Raw genomic sequence first — 22,007 nt, forward strand, 5'->3', positions numbered from 1 at the left:
GGCTCCTTAGAAATACCCCTGACGTTTCTTCAGCTCCATGGAGCCCGCCTGGTCGCGGTCAATCACGCGGCCCTGACGTTCACTGGTGGTTGAGACCAGCATCTCTTCGATAATTTCCGGCAGCGTCTGCGCATTCGACTCCACCGCGCCTGTCAGCGGCCAGCAGCCGAGCGTACGGAAACGTACCATGCGTTTTTTAATCACTTCCCCGGGTTGCAGATCGATTCTGTCGTCATCAATCATCATCAACATGCCATCGCGTTCAAGCACCGGACGCTCCGCCGCCAGGTACAGTGGCACGATGTCGATATTTTCCAGCCAGATGTACTGCCAGATATCCTGTTCGGTCCAGTTGGAGAGCGGGAAGACGCGAATACTTTCGCCTTTGTTAATTTGTCCGTTGTAGTTGTGCCACAGCTCCGGGCGCTGATTTTTAGGATCCCAGCGATGAAAACGATCGCGGAAAGAGTAAATACGCTCTTTGGCACGCGATTTCTCTTCGTCACGACGAGCACCGCCAAACGCGGCATCAAAACCGTATTTATTAAGCGCCTGCTTCAGCCCTTCGGTTTTCATAATGTCGGTATGCTTGGCGCTGCCGTGGACGAACGGGTTGATGCCCATCGCCACCCCTTCCGGGTTTTTATGCACCAGCAGTTCGCAGCCGTAGGCTTTCGCCGTACGGTCACGAAACTCGTACATTTCGCTGAATTTCCAGCCGGTATCAACGTGCAGTAATGGGAACGGCAGCGTGCCAGGATAAAACGCTTTACGCGCCAGATGCAGCATTACGCTGGAATCTTTGCCGATGGAATACATCATCACCGGATTAGAAAACTCGGCGGCCACCTCACGAATGATATGGATGCTTTCCGCTTCCAGTTGCCGCAGGTGGGTAAGTCGTTTTTGATCCATAACCGTTCCTATGTAATGCCGTTATTTTGCTAACGATGCTCAGATAACCTGACTATAGGGAGGGCAAGAGGGCGAATGAAATTACGAATTGGAATGAGTAGTTCCTCAAAGGAATAACGATCCGGAAAAGCAAATATCAAAAAGTGCTTAAGCTACCGGATTTCGGGCATTTAGGAGCAAATGAAATTGTTTTACCTCGATCACAGTTTCATACTAGCGGCTGAAAATTTCTGCTTGGTATTTAAGGACTCATTATGTTTTCCGCAACGCGCCACCTTATTGCTGCCATGGCGCTCGGCGCGTGTTTTATCCTTCCTGCACAGGCAACATCCTCCAAACCTGGCGATATCGCAAATACCCAGGCTCGATATATCGCAACGTTTTTCCCGGGCCGCGTGACGGGATCTCCGGCTGAAATGTTATCTGCTGATTATATACGTCAGCAATTTCAGCAGATGGGCTACAGCAGTGATATTCGGACGTTTAATAGCCGTTATGTTTATACCGCCAAAGATAACCGAAAAAACTGGCATAACGTAACGGGAAGCACCGTTATTGCAGCACATGAAGGCAAAGCGCCGCAGCAGATTATTATTATGGCGCACCTCGACACCTACGCCGCACAAAGCGATGCCGATTCAGATGCCAATCTGGGTGGATTAACCCTGCAAGGGATCGACGACAACGCCGCAGGTGTTGGCGTGATGCTGGAACTGGCGGAAAAACTCAAAGACGTGCCGACGCAGTACGGCATCCGATTTATCGCCACCAGCGGCGAGGAAGAAGGCAAACTGGGCGCGGAGAACATCCTGAAGCGAATGAGCGCCGCCGAGAAGAAAAACACGCTGCTGGTTATCAACCTCGATAACCTGATTGTCGGTGATAAGCTCTATTTCAACAGCGGTAAGAAAACCCCGGAAGCGGTGCGAAAACTAACGCGCGACCGGGCACTGGCTATCGCGCATAGTCGCGGCATTGTAGCCAGCACCAATCCAGGCCTGAACAAAGACTATCCGAAGGGTACAGGATGTTGTAACGATGCGGAGGTCTTCGACGACGCGGGTATTGCTGTGCTCTCCGTTGAAGCGACCAACTGGAACCTGGGCAAGAAAGATGGCTACCAACAGCGCGCCAAAAGCGCCTCGTTCCCGTCTGGCAACAGCTGGCATGATGTGCGACTGGATAACCAGCAGCATATCGATAAAGCCTTACCGGGCCGGATAGAGCGCCGTAGCCGCGACGTAGTACGCATTATGCTGCCGCTGGTAAAAGAACTGGCGAAAGCAGGTAAATCCTGAAGAAGAAGCCCGGTAATAAATAAACGTTACCGGGCTTTTAACAGTTAGCCTTCGTGCAGCCCGCACTCTCTTTTCAGCCCAAAGAACCGCGTCTCTTCTTCCGCCATTCCCGGCTCCCATTTGCGGGTGGTATGGGTATCGCCGACTGACAGATAGCCCTGATCCCACAGTGGATGGTACTTCAGACCATGCTTTTGCAGATACTGGTAAACCGTACGGTTGTCCCAGTCGATGATCGGCAGAACTTTAAACACACCACGCTGAATAGCCAGCACCGGTAAATGCGCACGACTGCCCGATTGCTCACGGCGCAGACCGGCAAACCAGGTCTGCGCGTTCAGCTCCAGCAATGCCCGGTTCATCGGTTCGGCTTTGTTGATGTCATTGTATTTTTCAATGCCCTCAACGCCCTGCTCCCACAGTTTGCCATAGCGCGCTTCCTGCCAGGCCGCACTTTCCTTCGCCCGGTAGACTTGCAGATTAAGCTTGAGCTTGTCCGTTAACTCGTCAATAAACTGGTAGGTTTCCGGGAACAGATAACCGGTATCGGTGAGGATCACTGGGATATCCGGGCGAACCTGATTTACCAGGTGCAGGCTCACTGCCGCCTGAATACCAAAACTTGATGACAGTACATATTCGCCAGGCAGGTTTTCCAGCGCCCACGCCACGCGATCCTCGGCGCTCAATTTTTCCAGTTGGTCGTTGGTTTGCGCCAACGCCATAACGCGTTCAACTTTCGGCAGTTCGTTCAACGCGTTGAGATCGAGTTTGGACATAAGTTCCTCACTGTTTGCCTTGCCTGATGGCGCTGCGCTTATCAGATCTACCAATTCAGTAGACCCGATAAGTCAATTTCACATTATTCCCAGAAATCCCGGGCAGGATCGAGCACCGGGCGAATAATGCCCGCACGCACCGTAAAGTCACCGAAGCCTTCACCCGCTTCGCGCTCTTTCGCCCAGCGCCCAATCAGTTCATCCAGCGATGCCAGAATTTCCGGCTCGGTGATGTTCTCTTTAAACATCCGGGGAATGCGAGTTCCAATACGGTTGCCCCCTAAATGGAGGTTGTAACGTCCGGGCGCTTTCCCCACCAGACCAACTTCCGCCAGCATCGCGCGGCCGCAACCGTTCGGGCAGCCAGTCACACGCATGACAATATTTTCATCACTCAGGCTGTGCTTCGCCATCAGCGTGTCGATGTTGTCGATAAACGTTGGCAGGAAGCGCTCGGCCTCCGCCATCGCCAGCGGACAGGTTGGGAACGACACGCAGGCCATCGAGTTTTCACGCTGCGGAGTGACCGCATTCATTAAGCCACTCTTCTGCGCAATCTTCTCGATCTTCACCTTTTCACTCTCAGGAACACCTGCAATGATCAGGTTCTGGTTCGCGGTAATACGGAACTCACCTTTGTGGATCTTCGCGATCTCAAGCAGACCGGTTTTCAACGGACGGCCCGGATAATCCAGGATACGGCCGTTTTCAATAAACAGCGTCAGATGCCATTTATTGTCGATCCCTTTCACCCAGCCGATACGATCGCCGCGACCGGTGAACTCGTACGGGCGGATAGGCTCAAACTTGATCCCCGCGCGGCGCTCAACTTCAGCTTTAAAGGTCTCAACGCCTACGCGTTCCAGCGTGTATTTGGTTTTGGCGTTTTTACGATCGGTACGGTTACCCCAGTCACGCTGAGTCGTCACCACCGCTTCCGCCACGGCCAGTGTATGCTCAAGCGGCAGATAACCAAATTCGCTTGCCGTCCGGGCGTAAGTTTTCTTATTGCCATGCTCAATTGACAAACCGCCGCCCACCAGCAGGTTAAAGCCCACCAACTTGCCGTTTTCCGCAATCGCCACGAAGTTCATGTCGTTGGCATGCAGATCGATGTCGTTCTGCGGTGGGATCACCACCGTGGTTTTAAACTTACGCGGCAGATAGGTTTGACCGAGGATCGGCTCCTCGTCGGTGGTCGCAACTTTTTCCTGATCAAGCCAGATCTCTGCATAGGCGCGGGTGCGCGGCAGCAGATGTTCGGAGATCTTTTTCGCCCACTCGTAGGCTTCGGCGTGCAGCTCAGATTCATACGGGTTGGAGGTGCACAGCACGTTACGGTTCATATCGTTGGCGGTCGCCAGTGCGTCCAGGCCGACGGAATGCAGCATCTGGTGTACCGGTTTAACGTTCTTCTTCAGAATGCCGTGAAACTGGAAGGTCTGACGGTTGGTCAGACGAATGCTGCCGTAAATAGTGTTGTCATGGGCGAACTTGTCGATCGCCTGCCACTGTTTGGTGGTGATCACTCCACCCGGCAGACGACAGCGCAGCAGCATCGCGTGACGCGGCTCCAGCTTTTGCTCGGCACGTTCGGCGCGGATATCGCGGTCGTCCTGCTGGTACATACCGTGAAAACGGATCAGCAGGAAGTTGTCGCCTTTAAACCCGCCGGTCAGGCCGTCGTTTAAATCTTCGGCAATGGTACCGCGCAGATAGTTGCTTTCCAGCTTCATACGCTCAGCGTCGGACAGTTTGCCTTCGACCACCAATGGTCCTGGATGTTTTTCGCTCATTAGTAGACATCTCGCTGATAACGGCGCTCAATGCGCAGCTCACTTAAAAATTCATCCGCCGCTTCGATATCCATACCACCGAATTCGGCAATCACTTCCAACAACGCCTGCTCAACGTCTTTCGCCATACGATTGGCATCGCCGCAGACATAAATGTGGGCACCGTCGTTAATCCAGCGCCACAGTTCCGCGCCCTGTTGGCGCAGTTTATCTTGTACGTAGACTTTTTCTTTTTGATCGCGGGACCAGGCGAGATCGATACGGCTCAGTACGCCCTCTTTGACGTAACGCTGCCATTCCACCTGATACAGGAAATCTTCGGTAAAGTGCGGGTTACCGAAAAACAGCCAGTTTTTGCCTTCGGCTCCATCAGCCGCACGCTGCTGCATGAAAGCACGGAACGGTGCAATTCCCGTACCCGGGCCAATCATAATCACCGGCGTCTGCGGGTTTGACGGCAGGCGGAAATTGTCGTTGTGTTCAATGAACACGCGGACTTCACCTTCTTCTTCCACGCGGTCGGCGAGGAAACTGGAAGCACCACCAGCACGGGCGCGACCTTCTATTTCATAACGCACCACGCCCACGGTGACGTGCACTTCGCTTTCCACTTCCGCCTGAGAAGAGGCAATGGAGTACAAACGCGGCGTCAACGGACGCAGAAGATCAACTAACGCCTGAGCATCCAGTTGCGCCGGGGAAAAGCGCACCATATCGACGATGGGCGTGGTGGCGGCATAATGCTGCAACTGTGCTTTGTCACCCACTAACGGCAGCAATGTTTCGCTGCGGGTTAAGGTGGCATAGTTCTCCACGATATTGCCGGTATTCACCGTCAGCTCGAAATGCCACTGCAACGCTTCAGCGAGCGACAAGGTTTTGCCTTCAACCGTCACCGGTTCATCACCTTTCAGCCACAGCAGTTCAACCAGCTCTTTGACCAGCGCCGGGTCGTTCTGATACCACACGCCCAGCGCGTCGCCCGGCTGATAGCGCAGACCGGAATCGCCAAGGTCGATTTCGATATGGCGGACATCTTTTTCCGAATTACGGCCGGTAATTTTCTGATTCACCGCAAGCGACGCCGTCAGCGGCGCTTCTTTGGTATAGGGGCTGGAGTGAATCTCGTTCACCGCGCCGCCCGCCACGGCCTGCACCGATGGCGCCGCCGGCGCGCGGGCTTTCAGTACCTCGACCAGACGCGCGCGCCATTCAGCGGCGGCGGCCTGGTATTCGACGTCGGCATCGACGCGGTCGAGCAGACGTTCACCGCCCAGCTCGGCCAGTTTGCTGTCGAAGTCTTTCCCGGCCTGGCAGAAGAATTCATAGGAGGTATCGCCAAGACCAAACACGGCAAAAGCGGTGTTATTGAGCTTTGGCGCTTTTTTCGAGAACAGGAATTTATGCAACGCCACAGCTTCTTCCGCCGGTTCACCTTCCCCTTGCGTCGACGCCACCACGATCAGCAGTTTTTCATTGGCGATTTGTTTGAATTTATAGTCGCCAGCGTTGATCAGAGTGACGTTGAGCTTCGCGGCGATCAGATCATCGCGCAGGGCTTCCGCCACACGACGCGCATTACCGGTTTGCGAGGCGGAGATAAGCGTAATGCCAGGCATTTCAGCGACAGGCGCAAGCGCCGCTGCATTGCTACCAGGCTGCTGATTCAGCACGCCCCAAAAATAGCCAGAAACCCACGCAAGCTGTGCGGGAGTGAAATCGGTCGTGGCAGCCTGAAGGCGTGCCAGTTGCTCCGGGTTTAGCGGTAGCAGAGCGGAAGGTGGGGCCTGTGTCGTCATGCGTTGTCATGTTCCAGTAAGCAAAGCGGATTTCAGCAATAAAACCCAAACTGAAGATAAGGTTAACGGCGGGGATAGTAACAATTAAAGAAGGGATAGAAATAACAAATAACCAAATGGACTAACCTGTTTTAGTTATAGTCATTAACGACAAAAACGATTTAATAACTATATGATATATAAATAGTTATCAAACATTAACAGCGTAAATATGACGTTCTGATGCTTAGCGCCCTTTTAACTAATGATAAAAATTGTGCTTTACGGTACCCTACGGCGGTTTTTCGCATTCTTGAGAGTAAATAATGTCCACCACCTTGTTTAAAGATTTCACCTTCGAAGCCGCTCACCGCCTGCCGCACGTACCGGAAGGGCATAAGTGTGGCCGCCTGCATGGTCACTCATTTATGGTGCGTCTTGAAATTACCGGTGAAGTCGATCCGCATACCGGTTGGATCATGGATTTTGCTGAGTTAAAAGCCGCGTTTAAGCCGACTTATGACAGACTCGATCACTACTATTTGAACGATATTCCTGGCTTAGAAAATCCAACCAGTGAAGTGCTGGCCAAATGGATTTGGGATCAGATTAAACCTGTGGTCCCTCTGCTAAGTGCTGTAATGGTGAAAGAAACCTGCACAGCAGGCTGCGTGTACCGCGGCGAGTGATTGTAGGCTTGCCGGATGGCAATGCGTCTTATCCGGCCTGCAACAAGCAACAAACTCTGGCCGGGTAAGCGAAACGCTCCCGGCACAGTTATCAGGCAATATTCAGATATTTATGGGTTTGCATCGACAGACGCCAGTTGCGCGCAATACAGGTATCAATACACAAACGCGTCGCATCTTCTTTCTGGCTGATTGGCTGTAAGGCGATGATTCGTGGTTTGTCGTCGCTCAACGTTGCCAGCAGTTCATCCAGCGCTTCAATATCGCGAACGCGACCAACCGGATGTTTGATTTCATTCGCGCGCTCCAGCGCCTGCGACAGCACATCATAACCGCCACGCATATTTACCTTCGGCGATACGGTCACCCAGGTATTCGGCGTACAGCGTACTTCGTGGGTACCACTGGTCTCAATCTGGCAGCTAAAGCCGTTCTTTTCCAGCAGGTCAGTCAGCGGCATCAGGTCATGAATGCAGGGCTCGCCGCCGGTGATCACCACATGACGGGCGGTATACCCCTGACGCGAAATGACCGCCAGCAGATCCTCACTGCTCGCCGCCCCCCATTTGTCGCTTTCTTTGGTCTTGGCCAGGATGCTGTACAGGGAGACTTCCCGATCCTCAAGCTTATCCCAGGTGTGTTTGGTATCGCACCAGGCACAGCCAACCGGGCATCCCTGTAAACGAATAAAAATGGCGGGGACGCCGGTAAAGTAACCCTCACCTTGCAGGGTCTGGAACATCTCGTTAATCGGGTACTGCATAGCGCTCTCAATATGGGGATAAACGATAATTATCGCAGATCCCCGCCAAAGTATCATGCCCCATCGATGCTTTACGAGGCGATCGCCGCGACAAAGCGTGCCGTTATCTGCTGCGGACGCGTGATTGCGCCACCAACCACCACGGTATGGGCACCTAATTCCAGGCATCGTGCGGCACGTTCCGGAGTATCGACGTTTCCTTCTGCCACGACAGGTACGCTGACCGCCGCCAATACCTCACGTAAAAAACCGCAGTCGTTTTCCGCCAGCACATGCCCGGCAGTGTCAGCGGTGTAGCCGTAGAGCGTGGTGCCCACGCAGTCAAAACCCAGACGCTCAGCTGTCACCGCCTCGTCTATGGTGGCGATATCCGCCATCAGCAGCACAGACGGGTAGCGAGCGCGGATTTGCATAACTAATTCTTCCAGCGTTTGTCCACCTGGGCGCGGGCGCGCTGTCGCATCCAGAGCAATAATCTCCGGCTCAACGGTCATTAGCTCATCCACTTCCTGGAGCGTGGCCGTGATAAACACATCGCTACCCGGATAATCACGCTTGATAATCCCAATCACCGGCAGGGAGACGCTCTCTTTGATCGCGCGAATATCCACCACGCTGTTCGCACGAATACCTACAGCACCTCCCTGCGCTGCCGCCAGTGCCATACGCGACATAATAAACGGACTGTGCAGGGGCTCATTTTCCAGCGCCTGGCAGGAGACGATTAATTTACCTTTCAGGGAATCCAGTACAGTTTTCATTACGATAAGATCTCTTCGACTTCGTTTTTGATGATGGTGACATGCGGGCCATAAATCACCTGAACCCCGTTGCCGCGAATAATTACGCCACGCGCTCCGGTCGCTTTCAGCGCCGCTTCATCGACCTTGCTACTCTCTTTTACCGTCACGCGCAGACGTGTGGCGCAACAGTCCACCTCTTCCAGATTCTCTTTACCTCCCAGTCCGGCAATCACAGCCGCAGCACGCTCACTTTGCGGCAGGCCGGATTCAGTCGGTGCTGCGTTTTCACGACCAGGCGTCAACCAGTTAAAGCGGTTAATCAAATAGCGGAAGGTGAAGTAGTAAAGGAAGAACCACGGGATCCCCACCATAGGGACGTACATCCAGTTGGTTTTAGCTTCCCCCTGTAGCACACCGAAGAGGAGGAAATCGATAAGCCCACCCGAAAAGGTTTGCCCGATGGTGATATGTAAAATATGCGCCATCATAAACGCCAGACCATCGAAGAAGGCGTGAATGACGTATAACACAGGTGCGACAAACAGGAAGGAGAACTCGATAGGCTCAGTGATCCCCGTCAGGAAAGAGGTCAGGGCCGCAGACAACAGCAGTCCGGCGACAAGCTTTCTGTTCTCTGGTTTTGCAGTATGGTACATCGCAAGACATGCGCCAAGCAGGCCAAACATCATGGTGATAAAGCGCCCGGACATAAAGCGCGAGGTGCCCGCATAGAACTGCTGCGTATTCGGATCGGCAAGTTGAGCGAAGAAAATACGCTGCGTGCCTTCAACCAACTGGCCGTTGACGATTTCACTCCCGCCAAGCGCTGTGGTCCAGAACGGTAAATAAAAGATATGGTGTAACCCCAGTGGGCCAAGCATACGCAGGATGAAGCCGTACAACAGCGTACCCAGATAACCGGTCGCATCCACCAGACCACCCAGTCCAAAAATGAGTTTCTGGAAATGCGGCCAAACCACCGTCATGACCGCACCCACTACAATCGCGGCAAGGGAGCTAATAATCGGCACAAAGCGCGAACCGCTGAAGAAACCAAGGAACTGAGGCAGCGAGACTTTATTGAAACGGCTATGCAGCGCGCAGGTGACAAGCCCAATCACCACCCCACCAAATACGCCTGTTTCCAGCGTCTGAATACCCAGCGTCATCCCCTGGCCTACGGCACCGGGATTCTCGTGCGCCAGCGTTCCGTTGAGTGTCAATAAAGCGTTGATGGTGGCGTTCATCACCAGAAATGCCAGCAATGCAGCAAGCCCGGCGGTGCCTTTGTCCGTTTTCGCCAATCCTACTGCCACACCCACCGCAAAAAGTACCGACAGGTTGGCAAACACAATAGAACCTGCGCTGGTCATGATCGTGAAGATTGCCTGTAACCAGTCAACGTCCAAAAACGGATACGCCGTCAATGTGTTTGGATTCGACAGCGCACCGCCAATCCCTAACAACAGCCCCGCAGCGGGCAGTACCGCAATCGGCAGCATGAACGATTTGCCAAACCGCTGTGCCTTTTCAAACCATGCGCCCGATGAGGCGCCGCTAAACATTTGCATCATTTTTTCATCTCCCCGATTAATGATGAAAATTTTTACCATAATTAATTTTATAAATGAAAATTATCATCAAAAACCAGGAAGCCGATCATACTTTTTTAAAATGACTGGCATCTCTCCCCTGCTTTCCGCCACACTATCAGCAGAGAAACGCATTAAGGATTTTGCATGTCAGAAAATGAAAACCTGCTGCTGAGATTGCGCCAGGGCGTTGACGGATATAGCCGAACACAGCAGAAGCTGGGAGAGTTTGTGCTTAGTGATCCGGCAAAAGTTGTCTACCTGACGATTACCGAACTGGCGCGTGAAAGCGACACCAGCGAGGCGAGCGTCACACGTCTGTGCCGCACGCTTGGGTGTAAGGGTTATAACGAATTCAAAATGGCGCTGGCTCTCGATCTCCAGCAAGGACAGCCGGTAGAGCACAGCGGGGATGAAATTGACAATGTGGTCAATGAATCCGTGCAAGCGCTGCAGGACACAGCAAAGTTACTCGACAGGACATTACTGGAATCCGCCGCTCTGGCGCTACATCAGGCTCAGTCGGTACAGATTTATGGCGTAGCGGCCAGCGCTATTCTGGGGGAGTATTTACATTACAAACTCCTGCGCCTCGGCAAACCCGCGCAACTGTTCAGCGACATGCACCGCGCAGCCATGAATGCCACTACGCTTAGCAAAAATACGCTCGTGGTAGCGATCTCCAGTTCAGGCTCCACGCGCGATCTGCTGCATGTCGTGAAACTGGCGCGTAAGCAAGGCGTGCGCGTACTGGCGCTGAGTAATACGCCGCGCAGTCCGCTGGCTTCGCTGAGCGATATTCAACTGGTCGCAGCCAAACCAGAAGGTCCGTTGAGTGCTGGTGCGCTAAACGCCAAGGTGGGTGTGATGCTGTTGGTTGAACTTCTCACCACGTCGCTGATTGCGCTGGATGAAAAGTACAGTGATGTGAGCCAGCAAACAGCCAGCGCAACACTTCCTCTACTGCTTTAAAAGCATAAAAAAACCCGCCGCAGCGGGTTTTTACGTTAAGAGTTAAAGAACAGGATTACGCCTGACCTTTGATCTCTTTACGACCGTTATACGGTGCTTGTTCACCCAGAGCTTCTTCGATACGAATCAGCTGGTTGTACTTAGCAACGCGGTCAGAACGGCTCATAGAACCAGTTTTGATCTGGCCTGCAGCGGTACCAACAGCCAGATCAGCGATGGTAGCATCTTCAGTTTCGCCAGAACGGTGAGAGATGACAGCGGTGTAGCCAGCGTCTTTCGCCATTTTGATCGCAGCCAGAGTTTCGGTCAGAGAACCGATCTGGTTGAATTTGATCAGGATGGAGTTAACGATGCCTTTTTCGATGCCTTCTTTCAGGATCTTGGTGTTGGTTACGAACAGATCGTCACCAACCAGCTGGATTTTGTCGCCCAGTACTTTAGTCTGGTATGCGAAACCATCCCAGTCAGACTCGTCCAGACCATCTTCGATGGACACGATCGGGTACTGTTTGGTCAGTTCTTCCAGGAAGTGAGTGAATTCTTCGGAGGTGAATGCTTTGTTGCCTTCGCCAGCCAGAACGTATTTACCGTCTTTGTAGAATTCAGAAGCTGCACAGTCCATCGCCAGAGTGATGTCTTTGCCCAGCTCGTAGCCAGCTGCTTTAACCGCTTCAGCGATTACAGCCAGAGCTTCAGCGTTGGAACCCAGGTTCGGCGCGTAGCCGCCTTCGTCACCAACTGCAGTGTTCATACCTTTAGCTTTCAGAACTTTAGCCAGGTTGTGGAACACTTCAGAACCCATACGAACGGCTTCTTTCAGAGTCTTAGCGCCAACCGGCTGAATCATGAATTCCTGGATGTCGACGTTGTTGTCAGCGTGCTCACCACCGTTGATGATGTTCATCATCGGAACTGGCATGGAGTATTTACCCGGAGTACCGTTCAGTTCAGCGATGTGTGCATACAGCGGCAGGCCTTTAGCAGCAGCTGCTGCTTTGGCGTTCGCCAGGGACACAGCCAGGATGGCGTTTGCACCGAAGTTGGATTTGTTTTCAGTACCGTCCAGATCGATCATGATCTTGTCGATGCCAGCCTGATCTTTAGCATCTTTACCCAGCAGAGCCTGAGCAATTGGGCCGTTAACAGCTGCAACAGCTTTCAGTACGCCTTTACCCATGAAACGGGATTTGTCGCCATCGCGCAGTTCCAGTGCTTCGCGGGAACCAGTAGAAGCACCTGACGGAGCTGCTGCCATACCAACGAAACCACCTTCCAGGTGTACTTCGGCTTCAACAGTCGGGTTACCACGGGAGTCGATGATTTCACGACCGATGATTTTAACGATTTTGGACATTAGATTTTCCTCAGTACAAGTTAAACTAAAACTCCAGACAAACAATGCACCCTGATGGGTGCATTGCCGTTCTAACTTATTTACTTCTTACTTCGCCTGACGCTTCTGATGTTCACTGGCGGCTTTCACAAAGCCGGCAAACAGCGGGTGCCCATCACGTGGCGTGGAAGTAAATTCCGGGTGGAACTGACAGGCCACGAACCACGGATGATTCGGTACCTCAATGATCTCGACCAACTGATCATCACCGGAACGGCCTGCAATACGCAGACCCGCAGCTTCAATCTGTTTCAACAGCATATTGTTGACTTCGTAACGGTGGCGGTGGCGTTCAACAATTGTCGGCGCGCCGTACAGTTGACGAACCAGGCTATCGTCGCTCAACTGACACTGCTGCGCACCAAGACGCATAGTGCCGCCCAGATCGCTCTTCTCGGTACGGACTTCGACGTTGCCGTCTTCATCGCGCCATTCGGTAATCAGGGCCACCACCGGGTACTTACAGTCTGGCACAAATTCCGTGGAGTTGGCGTTGTCCATACCCACTACGTTACGTGCAAACTCAATCAACGCAACCTGCATACCCAGGCAAATGCCCAGATAAGGAATATTGTTCTCACGCGCAAAGCGCGCCGTCGCGATTTTACCTTCAACACCACGGTAGCCGAAGCCGCCAGGGATCAGGATTGCATCAAGACCTTTCAGGATCTCAACGCCACGCGTTTCGACATCTTGTGAATCGATCAGCTTGATATTGACGGTGACACGATTCTTCAGACCGCCATGCTTCAGCGCTTCGATAACTGATTTATAGGCATCCGGCAGTTCAATGTACTTGCCGACCATACCGATAGTCACTTCGCCTGCCGGATTCGCTTCTTCGTAGATAACCTGTTCCCATTCTGACAGATTAGCTTCCGGACAGTTCAAGCTGAATCGTTTACAAATATAATCGTCAAGGCCCTGAGATTTCAACAGGCCCGGGATTTTATAGATGGAATCGACATCTTTCAGAGAAATCACCGCTTTTTCCGGAACGTTACAGAACAATGCAATTTTTGCACGTTCATTAGCCGGAACTGCGCGATCGGAGCGGCAAATCAGGATATCTGGCTGAATACCGATAGAAAGCAGCTCTTTTACAGAGTGCTGAGTCGGTTTAGTTTTGACTTCACCTGCCGCTGCCATGTACGGAACCAGCGTCAGATGCATAAACAGCGTGTGCTCGCGACCAATTTCTACGGCCATCTGGCGAATCGCTTCAAGGAACGGCAGAGATTCGATATCCCCAACGGTTCCGCCGATTTCAACCAGAACAACATCATGACCTTCACCGCCTTCCAGAACACGCTCTTTAATGGCATTCGTGATGTGCGGGATAACCTGAACGGTCGCGCCCAGGTAGTCACCACGGCGTTCTTTACGCAGAACGTCGGAGTAGATACGACCCGTAGTGAAGTTGTTGCGGCGGCTCATTTTGGTACGAATGAAGCGCTCATAGTGACCCAGGTCCAGGTCGGTTTCAGCGCCGTCTTCGGTAACGAACACTTCCCCGTGTTGGATTGGGCTCATAGTACCTGGATCGACGTTGATGTACGGATCCAGTTTCATCATGGTTACATTGAGGCCACGGGCTTCAAGAATGGCTGCCAGGGAGGCTGCGGCAATGCCTTTTCCCAGAGAGGATACGACCCCGCCGGTCACAAAAATATAGTTCGTTGTCATGCTGGACCTGAGAAGTTAGGGTGAAACGATGGAATTACCAAGACGGGAAAGTAGTATACCCGAACATGACGAGCGCCACAAACTTTCATTATTCCTCCTCTTCACCAGGCTCACATTAACATCGGGAGTGAGAAAATAGCCCCTTTGGGGTAAATGTTTTTGACGTAAATCAAGCGCTTGTTATTTAAAAAATCACACAAATCGCCCTTGACCGACGAAATCCCTTAGAGATCAATTTCCTGCCGTTTTACCTGTTGCCAGACTTCTTCCATAGTTTCCAGATCAACACCAGTCATTTCCAGACCGCGAGCAGCCACAATTCGCTCAACCTCACGAAAACGTCGCTCAAATTTCTCGTTCGCTTTTTGCAAAGCAGTCTCTGCTTTAGTGCCTAAATGCCGGGCCATATTGACCGTGGCAAACAGCAGATCGCCCATTTCCTCCTCCAGTTTAGCCTGGTCGACAACAGCCTGCTTCGCCTCAAACATGACTTCGTCGATCTCTTCGTAAACCTTGTCGACAACCGGTCCTAATGTTTTCCAGTCGAAGCCAACATTTGAGCAGCGTTTCTGGATTTTTTGGGCGCGCATTAATGCCGGTAAACTACGGGGAATATCGTCGAGCGCGGAATGCTGTGCCTTCTCAGCACGTTCTTCGGTTTTGATTTGCTCCCAACGGGTAAGCACCTCGGTGCTGTTACTTGCAGAAACATCAGCAAAAACATGCGGGTGGCGGCGTTCAAGCTTATCGCTTATCGCAGCGCAAATATCATCAAAGTTGAAGCGTCCTTCTTCCTGAGCCATCTGGGCGTAAAACACCACCTGGAACAGCAGATCCCCCAACTCTCCACGCAGGTCGTCGAAGTCTTCTCGCGCAATCGCGTCCAGCACTTCATAAGTTTCTTCGAGGGTATAAGGAGCAATAGTGGCGAATGTCTGCTCTTTGTCCCACGGACAGCCGTTCTCCGGGTCGCGCAGGCGCTGCATAATACCGAGCAGTCGGTCGATTTGATTCATTGGAATATCCTGAAATTTCAATACGGTAGGCCGGATAAGGCGACATCAGGCAACATAGCAATGCCTGATGGCAACGCTAACGCGTCTTATCAGGCCTACAAGGTTATCCGGCCTACATAATGATTAATTACCGTGCAGACGACGTGCGTCGATCACATCCGGTACCTGGTTCAGCTTGCCGAGCACGCGCCCGAGCACCTGCAGGTTGTAGATTTCGATGGTCATATCAATGGTGGCAAGCTGTTGTTTGGTATCACTCCGGCTGGCAACTCCCAGCACGTTTACCTTCTCGTTGGCGAGAATCGTGGTGATATCACGTAACAAGCCACTGCGATCGTTGGCCTGGACGCGAACCACCAGCGAATACCCTGCAGAGTAACTTTCGCCCCAGACCGCATCAACAATACGTTCCGGCGCATGGGAGCGCAGCTCAGTCAGCTGTTCACAATCAGCCCGGTGCACAGAAATACCGCGTCCCTGGGTAATAAACCCGACAATCTCATCGCCTGGAATCGGCTGGCAGCAGCGAGCGATGTGGTGCATCAGGTTACCTACCCCTTCCACCACGACACGACCGTCGTCTTTACGGCGACTCTGCGGTGCGTGCGTTTTCTGCTGAAGCTGTTTCAGCGCGGCGGCATCCTGTTCGGCAGCGCTTGGCTTATTAAACTGCGCCTGCAGGAAATTCACCATCTGGTTGAGGCGGATGTCACCTCCGCCAATCGCCGCCAACAGTTCATCCAGCTCATTGAAACTGTAGCGCGGCAGCAGATGTTTTTCCGCTTCTTTCAGGCTGATGCCTAAATGCGCCAGTTCATCGTCGAGGATCTGGCGACCTGCAAGAATGTTCTTATCACGGTCCTGTTTACGGAACCAGGCGTGGATCTTCGAACGCCCACGACTGGTGGTTACATAGCCAAGGTTAGGGTTCAACCAGTCGCGGCTTGGGTTTGGCTGTTTCTGGGTGATAATTTCAATTTGATCGCCCATCTGTAGTTGGTAGGTAAACGGTACGATGCGTCCACCAATTTTCGCGCCAATGCAACGATGCCCCACATCACTATGAATGTGGTAAGCAAAATCGAGCGGCGTGGAGCCTGCTGGCAGATCCACAACGTCGCCTTTCGGTGTAAAGACGTACACGCGGTCATCAAAGACCTGGCTACGAACTTCATCCAGCATTTCACCGGAATCTGCCATCTCTTCCTGCCAGGCGATCAGCTTACGCAGCCATGCAATACGATCTTCATGACCAGAGCGCGCGGCGCCTGAAGCAGTGCCCTCTTTGTACTTCCAGTGTGCCGCGACGCCCAGTTCGGCATCTTCGTGCATCTGTTTGGTACGGATCTGAATTTCAATAGTTTTCCCACCCGGCCCCAGCACAACCGTATGGATTGACTGGTAGCCGTTGGGTTTCGGGTTCGCGACGTAGTCATCAAACTCATCCGGCAGATGGCGATAGTGAGTATGTACTATCCCGAGCGCGGCATAGCAGTCCTGTAAACGCTCTGCCACGATACGCACTGCGCGCACATCGAACAGTTCATCGAAGGCCAACTGCTTTTTCTGCATTTTGCGCCAGATGCTGTAGATATGCTTCGGACGCCCGTACACTTCAGCTTTGACGCCTTCCGTTTTCATCTCTGAGCGCAAATGACCAACGAACTCATCAATGTAATGCTCCCGGTCGATACGACGTTCATGCAGCAGCTTGGCAATGCGTTTGTATTCAGCCGGGTGCAGATAACGGAAGCAGTAATCTTCCAGCTCCCATTTTAATTGCCCGATTCCCAAACGGTTGGCCAGCGGTGCATAGATATTGGTGCACTCTTTTGCCGCCAGAACGCGTTCATCTTCCGGCGCGTCTTTCACTTCACGCAGATGGGCAATCCGCTCTGCCAGCTTGATGACCACACAGCGAAAGTCATCCACCATTGCCAGCAGCATGCGGCGGACGTTATCGACCTGCTCGGAAGAAACTGAATCGGTATGCGTGGCTTTAAGCTGGCGTATCGCCGCCATATCACGCACGCCGTGGATAAGATGAACAATGGATTTGCCCACGCTCTCGCGCAGGATGTCTTCACTTACCACGTTGGCATCAGCCAGAGGGAACAGCATTGCTGCACGCAGCGTGTCGATATCCATGCTCAACATGGAGAGAATTTCTACCATCTCCACGCCACGCCACAGCAGCAGATCCGCATCCGGATGCCCCTGTGTCTGCTGGAGGCAGTACGCCCAGGTTTCGGCTAAGCGTTCACACGACTGCTGGCTGGAGATCCCCAGACTCGCGATCCATTTCTTGGGATCAAACTCACCAGCTTTATTTAAATGTGCACTTCTTACCGCAACCATCGTCCTCTCCTTAAGGGGCATGGCCTGTCGAAGTCGACAAGCCGAACCCATTGTCTTTCACACAGCATTACAAGGCGAAATCCAATGGGTATTAAGTTCATTACAAACGCTCAAACAGGACCATTGATTCCAGGTGTCCAGTGTGCGGGAACATATCGAGCATCGCCAGCCGCCGGATGGCATATCCCGCATTGAGCAAAGCATCGCTGTCACGAGCCAGCGTTGCCGGGTTACAGGATACATAAACAACGCGTATAGGTTCTAATTTTATAATATGTTGCATCACACCAGCAGCCCCCGCACGCGCAGGATCGAGCAATACTTTGTCGAATCCGTTTTTCGCCCACGGCTGCCGGGTAACATCTTCCTCAAGGTTTTCATGAAAGAACGTCACATTGTGTAATCCGTTATTCAGCGCGTTCTCCCGACCTTTCTCCACCAACGCCGGAACACCTTCCACGCCAACCACGCTTGCTGCCCGAGTTGCCAGCGGCAGAGTAAAATTGCCCATTCCGCAGAACAGATCGAGTACGCGATCTTCAGGTTGAACATCGAGCCATTCCAACGCACGGGCCACCATTTGCTGGTTTACCCCTTCATTGACCTGAATAAAATCACGCGGGCTGAAGGTTAACCGTAGTCCATTTGAGTCATACCAGGGTGATTCTTCTGATATTGATTCCAGTATCTCGCTTTGCGGGGCCAGAAACAAAGACAGCCCCAGAGAATGCGAAAAGCATTCCAGTTTTTCTTTATCCGCTGCACTTAATGGCGCCGTGTGGCGCAAAATCATCAGGGTTCCGCTCCCTGCCTGCACCAATTCAACATGTCCAAGGTGGCGTAACCCTTGAAGACTTTCCAGACACGCCCTGAGATGGGGCAATAACGCTTCAAGCTGGGGCACCAAAACAGGGCATTGTTTGACATCGATAATGTCGCTGGAGCCTGATTTACGAAACCCCATCTGCAATTTTTGTTCTTTTGGCCGATAGTTCAGGCTCAATCGGGCACGACGACGATAGCCCCACGGCGTATCAGCTATAACATCCGACACGTCACATTTCATTAAACGCGACAACGCCGCGCTTTTACTACGCTGCTGTAACGAGATGCTGGCATGCTGCTGCTGGCAACCGCCGCATACGCTAAAATGCGGGCAACGTGGCACTTCACGCTCAGGGCTGTTGTTCAAACGTCGTTTTACTTGCGCGCGGGAGAACTGTTTTTTATCTTCGGTAATCACCACCTCGGCGCTTTCCTGGGGTAGCAATTCCGGTATAAACAACGCTTTTCCGTTATGGCGAGCGACGCCCTGACCAAAAGGATCGAGGTCATTGACGGTAACGGTTATGATCTGACGCGTCGTCACGCGTCGTTTTGCAGAGTAGAATTGCGCCATCGACGAGATATTTCTCTATTTAACAGTGTGACCCTAATTGTCCCATAACGGAACTCCATGACCAACTACAGCCTGCGCGCACGCATGATGATTCTGATCCTGGCCCCGACCGTCCTGATAGGTTTGTTGCTCAGTATCTTTTTTGTTGTGCATCGCTATAACGACTTGCAGCGTCAACTGGAAGATGCTGGTGCCAGCATCATAGAACCACTCGCGGTCTCCAGCGAATATGGCATGAACCTGCAAAACAGGGAATCTATCGGCCAGCTTATCAGCGTGCTGCATCGTCGCCATTCCGATATCGTGCGGGCAATTTCTGTTTATGACGAAAATAACCGACTGTTCGTCACCTCTAATTTTCATCTCGATCCGTCTGAAATGCAGTTGGCGACAGGTTCACCGTTTCCCCGTAAGCTAAGCGTCACCCGGCACGGGGATATCATGATCCTGCGTACCCCGATTATATCGGAAAGCTATTCACCAGATGAATCCGCCGTAAGCGATGCGAAAAACACCAAAAATATGCTGGGGTATGTGGCGCTTGAGCTGGATCTTAAGTCCGTGCGATTGCAGCAGTACAAAGAGATCTTTATCTCCAGTGTAATGATGCTGTTTTGTATTGGTATTGCGTTAATTTTTGGCTGGCGTCTGATGCGAGACGTAACCGGCCCGATTCGCAATATGGTGAATACCGTTGACCGAATTCGTAGAGGACAGCTCGACAGCCGCGTGGAAGGTTTCATGCTGGGCGAGCTGGATATGCTCAAAAATGGTATCAACTCGATGGCGATGTCACTTGCGGCTTACCATGAAGAGATGCAGCACAACATCGATCAGGCCACCTCTGACCTGCGTGAAACGCTGGAGCAGATGGAAATCCAGAACGTCGAACTGGATCTGGCGAAGAAACGCGCCCAGGAAGCGGCGCGTATTAAGTCTGAGTTTCTGGCTAACATGTCGCACGAACTGCGAACACCGCTGAATGGCGTGATTGGCTTCACCCGTCTTACGCTAAAAACCGAGCTCAACACCACGCAGCGCGATCACCTGAATACCATTGAACGCTCGGCTAACAATCTGCTGGCTATCATCAATGATGTACTCGACTTCTCCAAACTTGAGGCGGGCAAGCTGATTCTGGAAAGCATTCCCTTCCCGCTGCGCAGCACGCTGGATGACGTCGTTACGCTGTTAGCGCATTCATCCCATGATAAAGGGCTTGAGCTGACGCTGAATATTAAGAATGACGTGCCGGACAACGTCATCGGCGATCCGCTACGCTTACAGCAGGTAATCACTAATCTGGTTGGCAATGCCATCAAATTTACCGAAGGCGGCAATATCGACATTCTGGTCGAGAAGCGCGCCCTTAGTAACACGAAAGTGCAGATTGAAGTACAAATCCGCGATACCGGAATTGGTATTCCTGAGCGCGATCAGTCACGCTTGTTCCAGGCCTTCCGCCAGGCGGATGCCAGTATTTCCCGCCGCCACGGCGGTACCGGGCTGGGCCTGGTCATTACGCAAAAACTGGTCAACGAAATGGGCGGGGACATCTCCTTCCATAGTCAACCGAACCGGGGTTCCACGTTCTGGTTCCATATCAGCCTCGATCTTAACCCTAACGTTCTCGTTGACCGCTCAACCACGCTCTGCCTGGCCGGTAAACGACTGGCCTACGTCGAACCGAACGCCACTGCCGCACAGTGCACATTAGATATCTTGAGCGAAACGCCGTTGGAGGTGATTTACAGCCCTTCATTCTCCGGGCTGCCGAAGGATCACTACGATATTCTGCTGCTCGGCATTCCGGTTACTTTACGCGAACCGCTCACCATGCAGCATGAGCGGCTGGCAAACGCTGCGGCGATGACCGACTTTTTGTTACTGGCCCTGCCTTGCCATGCGCAGATTAACGCCGAGAAGTTAAAACAGGGCGGCGCGGCGGCATGTCTGTTGAAACCTCTCACCTCAACTCGCTTACTGCCTGCGCTGACAGAGTATTGTCAGGTGAATCACAGCGCGGATCCGCTGCTGTTAGACGATAGCAAAATTGCGATGACCGTTATGGCGGTAGACGACAACCCTGCGAACCTCAAGCTGATTGGCGCACTGTTGGAAGATAAGGTGCAGCACGTCGTGCTCTGCGACAGTGGGCATCAAGCGGTGGATCGCGCCAGACAAATGCAATTTGATCTGATCCTGATGGATATTCAGATGCCAGACATGGACGGCATTCGCGCTTGTGAACTAATCCACCAGCTTCCTCATCAACAGCAGACACCGGTCATTGCGGTCACCGCACACGCCATGGCTGGGCAGAAAGAGAAGCTGCTCAGCGCCGGGATGAACGATTACCTGGCGAAGCCTATCGAAGAAGATAAGCTGCATAATCTGCTGTTACGCTACAAACCCGGCGCAAGCACAGCGCTTAGGGCGATCGCCGTTGAACCCGTTGAGCCGGTAGTCAATCCGAATACCACACTCGACTGGCAGTTAGCATTAAGACAAGCCGCAGGTAAAAACGATCTGGCGTGGGATATGCTGCAAATGCTGCTCGATTTTCTGCCCGAAGTACGTAACAAAATTGAAGAACAGCTGGTCGGTGAAAACCCTGAAGGTCTGGTGGATATGATCCACAAGCTGCACGGTAGCTGCGGTTATAGCGGCGTTCCCCGCATGAAAAACCTGTGTCAGCTTATTGAGCAGCAATTACGTAGCGGGACCAAGGAAGAAGAGCTGGAGCCTGAGTTTTTAGAGCTTCTGGATGAAATGGACAACGTTGCGCGCGAAGCGAAGAAGTTGTTGGGGTAATATTCGCAGGAAGGCG

At 52.6% G+C, this 22,007-nt stretch carries 16 protein-coding genes; 4 read left to right on the top strand and 12 right to left on the bottom strand.

Annotated features, from left to right (window positions below; all coding sequences use genetic code 11):
• Positions 1 to 6: 6 nt before the first annotated feature.
• Complete coding sequence (gene cysD, locus C2U41_RS16785; RefSeq protein WP_003034152.1) at positions 7 to 915, bottom strand: sulfate adenylyltransferase subunit CysD; 909 nt, start codon at positions 913 to 915, stop codon at positions 7 to 9.
• 254 nt (positions 916 to 1,169) lie between these two features.
• Here cysD and C2U41_RS16790 point away from each other — a divergent pair, with 254 nt between their 5' ends.
• Positions 1,170 to 2,213 carry an aminopeptidase gene (locus C2U41_RS16790; protein WP_032938348.1) on the top strand — a complete coding sequence of 348 codons (1,044 nt, stop codon included), beginning with the start codon at positions 1,170 to 1,172 and terminating at the stop codon, positions 2,211 to 2,213.
• Positions 2,214 to 2,257: 44 nt separating this feature from the next.
• On the opposite strand, the gene cysH is transcribed toward C2U41_RS16790, so the two are convergent.
• The 3 genes from cysH to cysJ form a co-directional block, all read right to left on the bottom strand.
• Positions 2,258 to 2,992 (bottom strand): phosphoadenosine phosphosulfate reductase, encoded by a 735-nt coding sequence (gene cysH / locus C2U41_RS16795; RefSeq protein ID WP_103848302.1) that lies wholly within the window; start codon positions 2,990 to 2,992, stop codon positions 2,258 to 2,260.
• Between the two features lie 83 nt (positions 2,993 to 3,075).
• A complete protein-coding gene (gene cysI / locus C2U41_RS16805) occupies positions 3,076 to 4,788 on the bottom strand; it encodes an assimilatory sulfite reductase (NADPH) hemoprotein subunit (protein WP_032938357.1) in 1,713 nt (570 codons plus the stop codon).
• Positions 4,788 to 6,587, bottom strand: coding sequence for an NADPH-dependent assimilatory sulfite reductase flavoprotein subunit (gene cysJ, locus C2U41_RS16810; RefSeq protein ID WP_032938358.1), 1,800 nt, complete (start codon positions 6,585 to 6,587; stop codon positions 4,788 to 4,790). The genes cysI and cysJ overlap by 1 nt, the downstream gene beginning before the upstream one ends.
• Positions 6,588 to 6,892: 305 nt before the next feature.
• Here cysJ and queD point away from each other — a divergent pair, with 305 nt between their 5' ends.
• Entirely contained in the window at positions 6,893 to 7,255 is a 363-nt protein-coding gene (gene queD / locus C2U41_RS16815) for a 6-carboxytetrahydropterin synthase QueD (protein ID WP_003034142.1), read from the top strand.
• Positions 7,256 to 7,346: 91 nt separating this feature from the next.
• On the opposite strand, the gene queE is transcribed toward queD, so the two are convergent.
• From queE to C2U41_RS16830, 3 genes are all read right to left on the bottom strand, one after another.
• Positions 7,347 to 8,018 carry a 7-carboxy-7-deazaguanine synthase QueE gene (gene queE / locus C2U41_RS16820; RefSeq protein WP_003034139.1) on the bottom strand — a complete coding sequence of 224 codons (672 nt, stop codon included), beginning with the start codon at positions 8,016 to 8,018 and terminating at the stop codon, positions 7,347 to 7,349.
• A 71-nt stretch (positions 8,019 to 8,089) separates the two neighbouring features.
• Positions 8,090 to 8,779, bottom strand: coding sequence for an N-acetylmannosamine-6-phosphate 2-epimerase (locus C2U41_RS16825; RefSeq protein WP_003846548.1), 690 nt, complete (start codon positions 8,777 to 8,779; stop codon positions 8,090 to 8,092).
• Positions 8,779 to 10,335 carry a maltose/glucose-specific PTS transporter subunit IIC gene (locus C2U41_RS16830; protein ID WP_003034134.1) on the bottom strand — a complete coding sequence of 519 codons (1,557 nt, stop codon included), beginning with the start codon at positions 10,333 to 10,335 and terminating at the stop codon, positions 8,779 to 8,781. The genes C2U41_RS16825 and C2U41_RS16830 overlap by 1 nt, the downstream gene beginning before the upstream one ends.
• 165 nt (positions 10,336 to 10,500) lie before the next feature.
• Here C2U41_RS16830 and C2U41_RS16835 point away from each other — a divergent pair, with 165 nt between their 5' ends.
• The gene (locus C2U41_RS16835; protein WP_003034131.1) at positions 10,501 to 11,325 is read left to right on the top strand and encodes a MurR/RpiR family transcriptional regulator; all 825 of its coding nucleotides are present in this window, start codon (positions 10,501 to 10,503) and stop codon (positions 11,323 to 11,325) included.
• A gap of 55 nt (positions 11,326 to 11,380) precedes the next feature.
• Here C2U41_RS16835 and eno read toward each other — a convergent pair whose 3' ends face one another.
• From eno to rlmD, 5 genes are all read right to left on the bottom strand, one after another.
• Positions 11,381 to 12,679, bottom strand: coding sequence for a phosphopyruvate hydratase (eno, locus tag C2U41_RS16840; protein WP_003034129.1), 1,299 nt, complete (start codon positions 12,677 to 12,679; stop codon positions 11,381 to 11,383).
• A gap of 87 nt (positions 12,680 to 12,766) precedes the next feature.
• Complete coding sequence (pyrG, locus tag C2U41_RS16845) at positions 12,767 to 14,404, bottom strand: glutamine hydrolyzing CTP synthase (protein ID WP_003034127.1); 1,638 nt, start codon at positions 14,402 to 14,404, stop codon at positions 12,767 to 12,769.
• A gap of 224 nt (positions 14,405 to 14,628) precedes the next feature.
• Complete coding sequence (mazG, locus tag C2U41_RS16850; protein WP_003840346.1) at positions 14,629 to 15,420, bottom strand: nucleoside triphosphate pyrophosphohydrolase; 792 nt, start codon at positions 15,418 to 15,420, stop codon at positions 14,629 to 14,631.
• Positions 15,421 to 15,543: 123 nt separating this feature from the next.
• A complete protein-coding gene (relA, locus tag C2U41_RS16855) occupies positions 15,544 to 17,778 on the bottom strand; it encodes a GTP diphosphokinase (protein WP_003034123.1) in 2,235 nt (744 codons plus the stop codon).
• A gap of 100 nt (positions 17,779 to 17,878) precedes the next feature.
• Positions 17,879 to 19,177 carry a 23S rRNA (uracil(1939)-C(5))-methyltransferase RlmD gene (gene rlmD, locus C2U41_RS16860; protein WP_103848285.1) on the bottom strand — a complete coding sequence of 433 codons (1,299 nt, stop codon included), beginning with the start codon at positions 19,175 to 19,177 and terminating at the stop codon, positions 17,879 to 17,881.
• Positions 19,178 to 19,234: 57 nt separating this feature from the next.
• Here rlmD and barA point away from each other — a divergent pair, with 57 nt between their 5' ends.
• Positions 19,235 to 21,991, top strand: a complete 2,757-nt coding sequence (barA, locus tag C2U41_RS16865; RefSeq protein WP_048217203.1) for a two-component sensor histidine kinase BarA — start codon at positions 19,235 to 19,237, stop codon at positions 21,989 to 21,991.
• The last annotated feature ends 16 nt before the right edge of the window (positions 21,992 to 22,007 follow it).

Origin of the sequence: Citrobacter freundii complex sp. CFNIH4 (assembly GCF_002934505.1) — a bacterium.
GTDB lineage: Bacteria > Pseudomonadota > Gammaproteobacteria > Enterobacterales > Enterobacteriaceae > Citrobacter > Citrobacter freundii.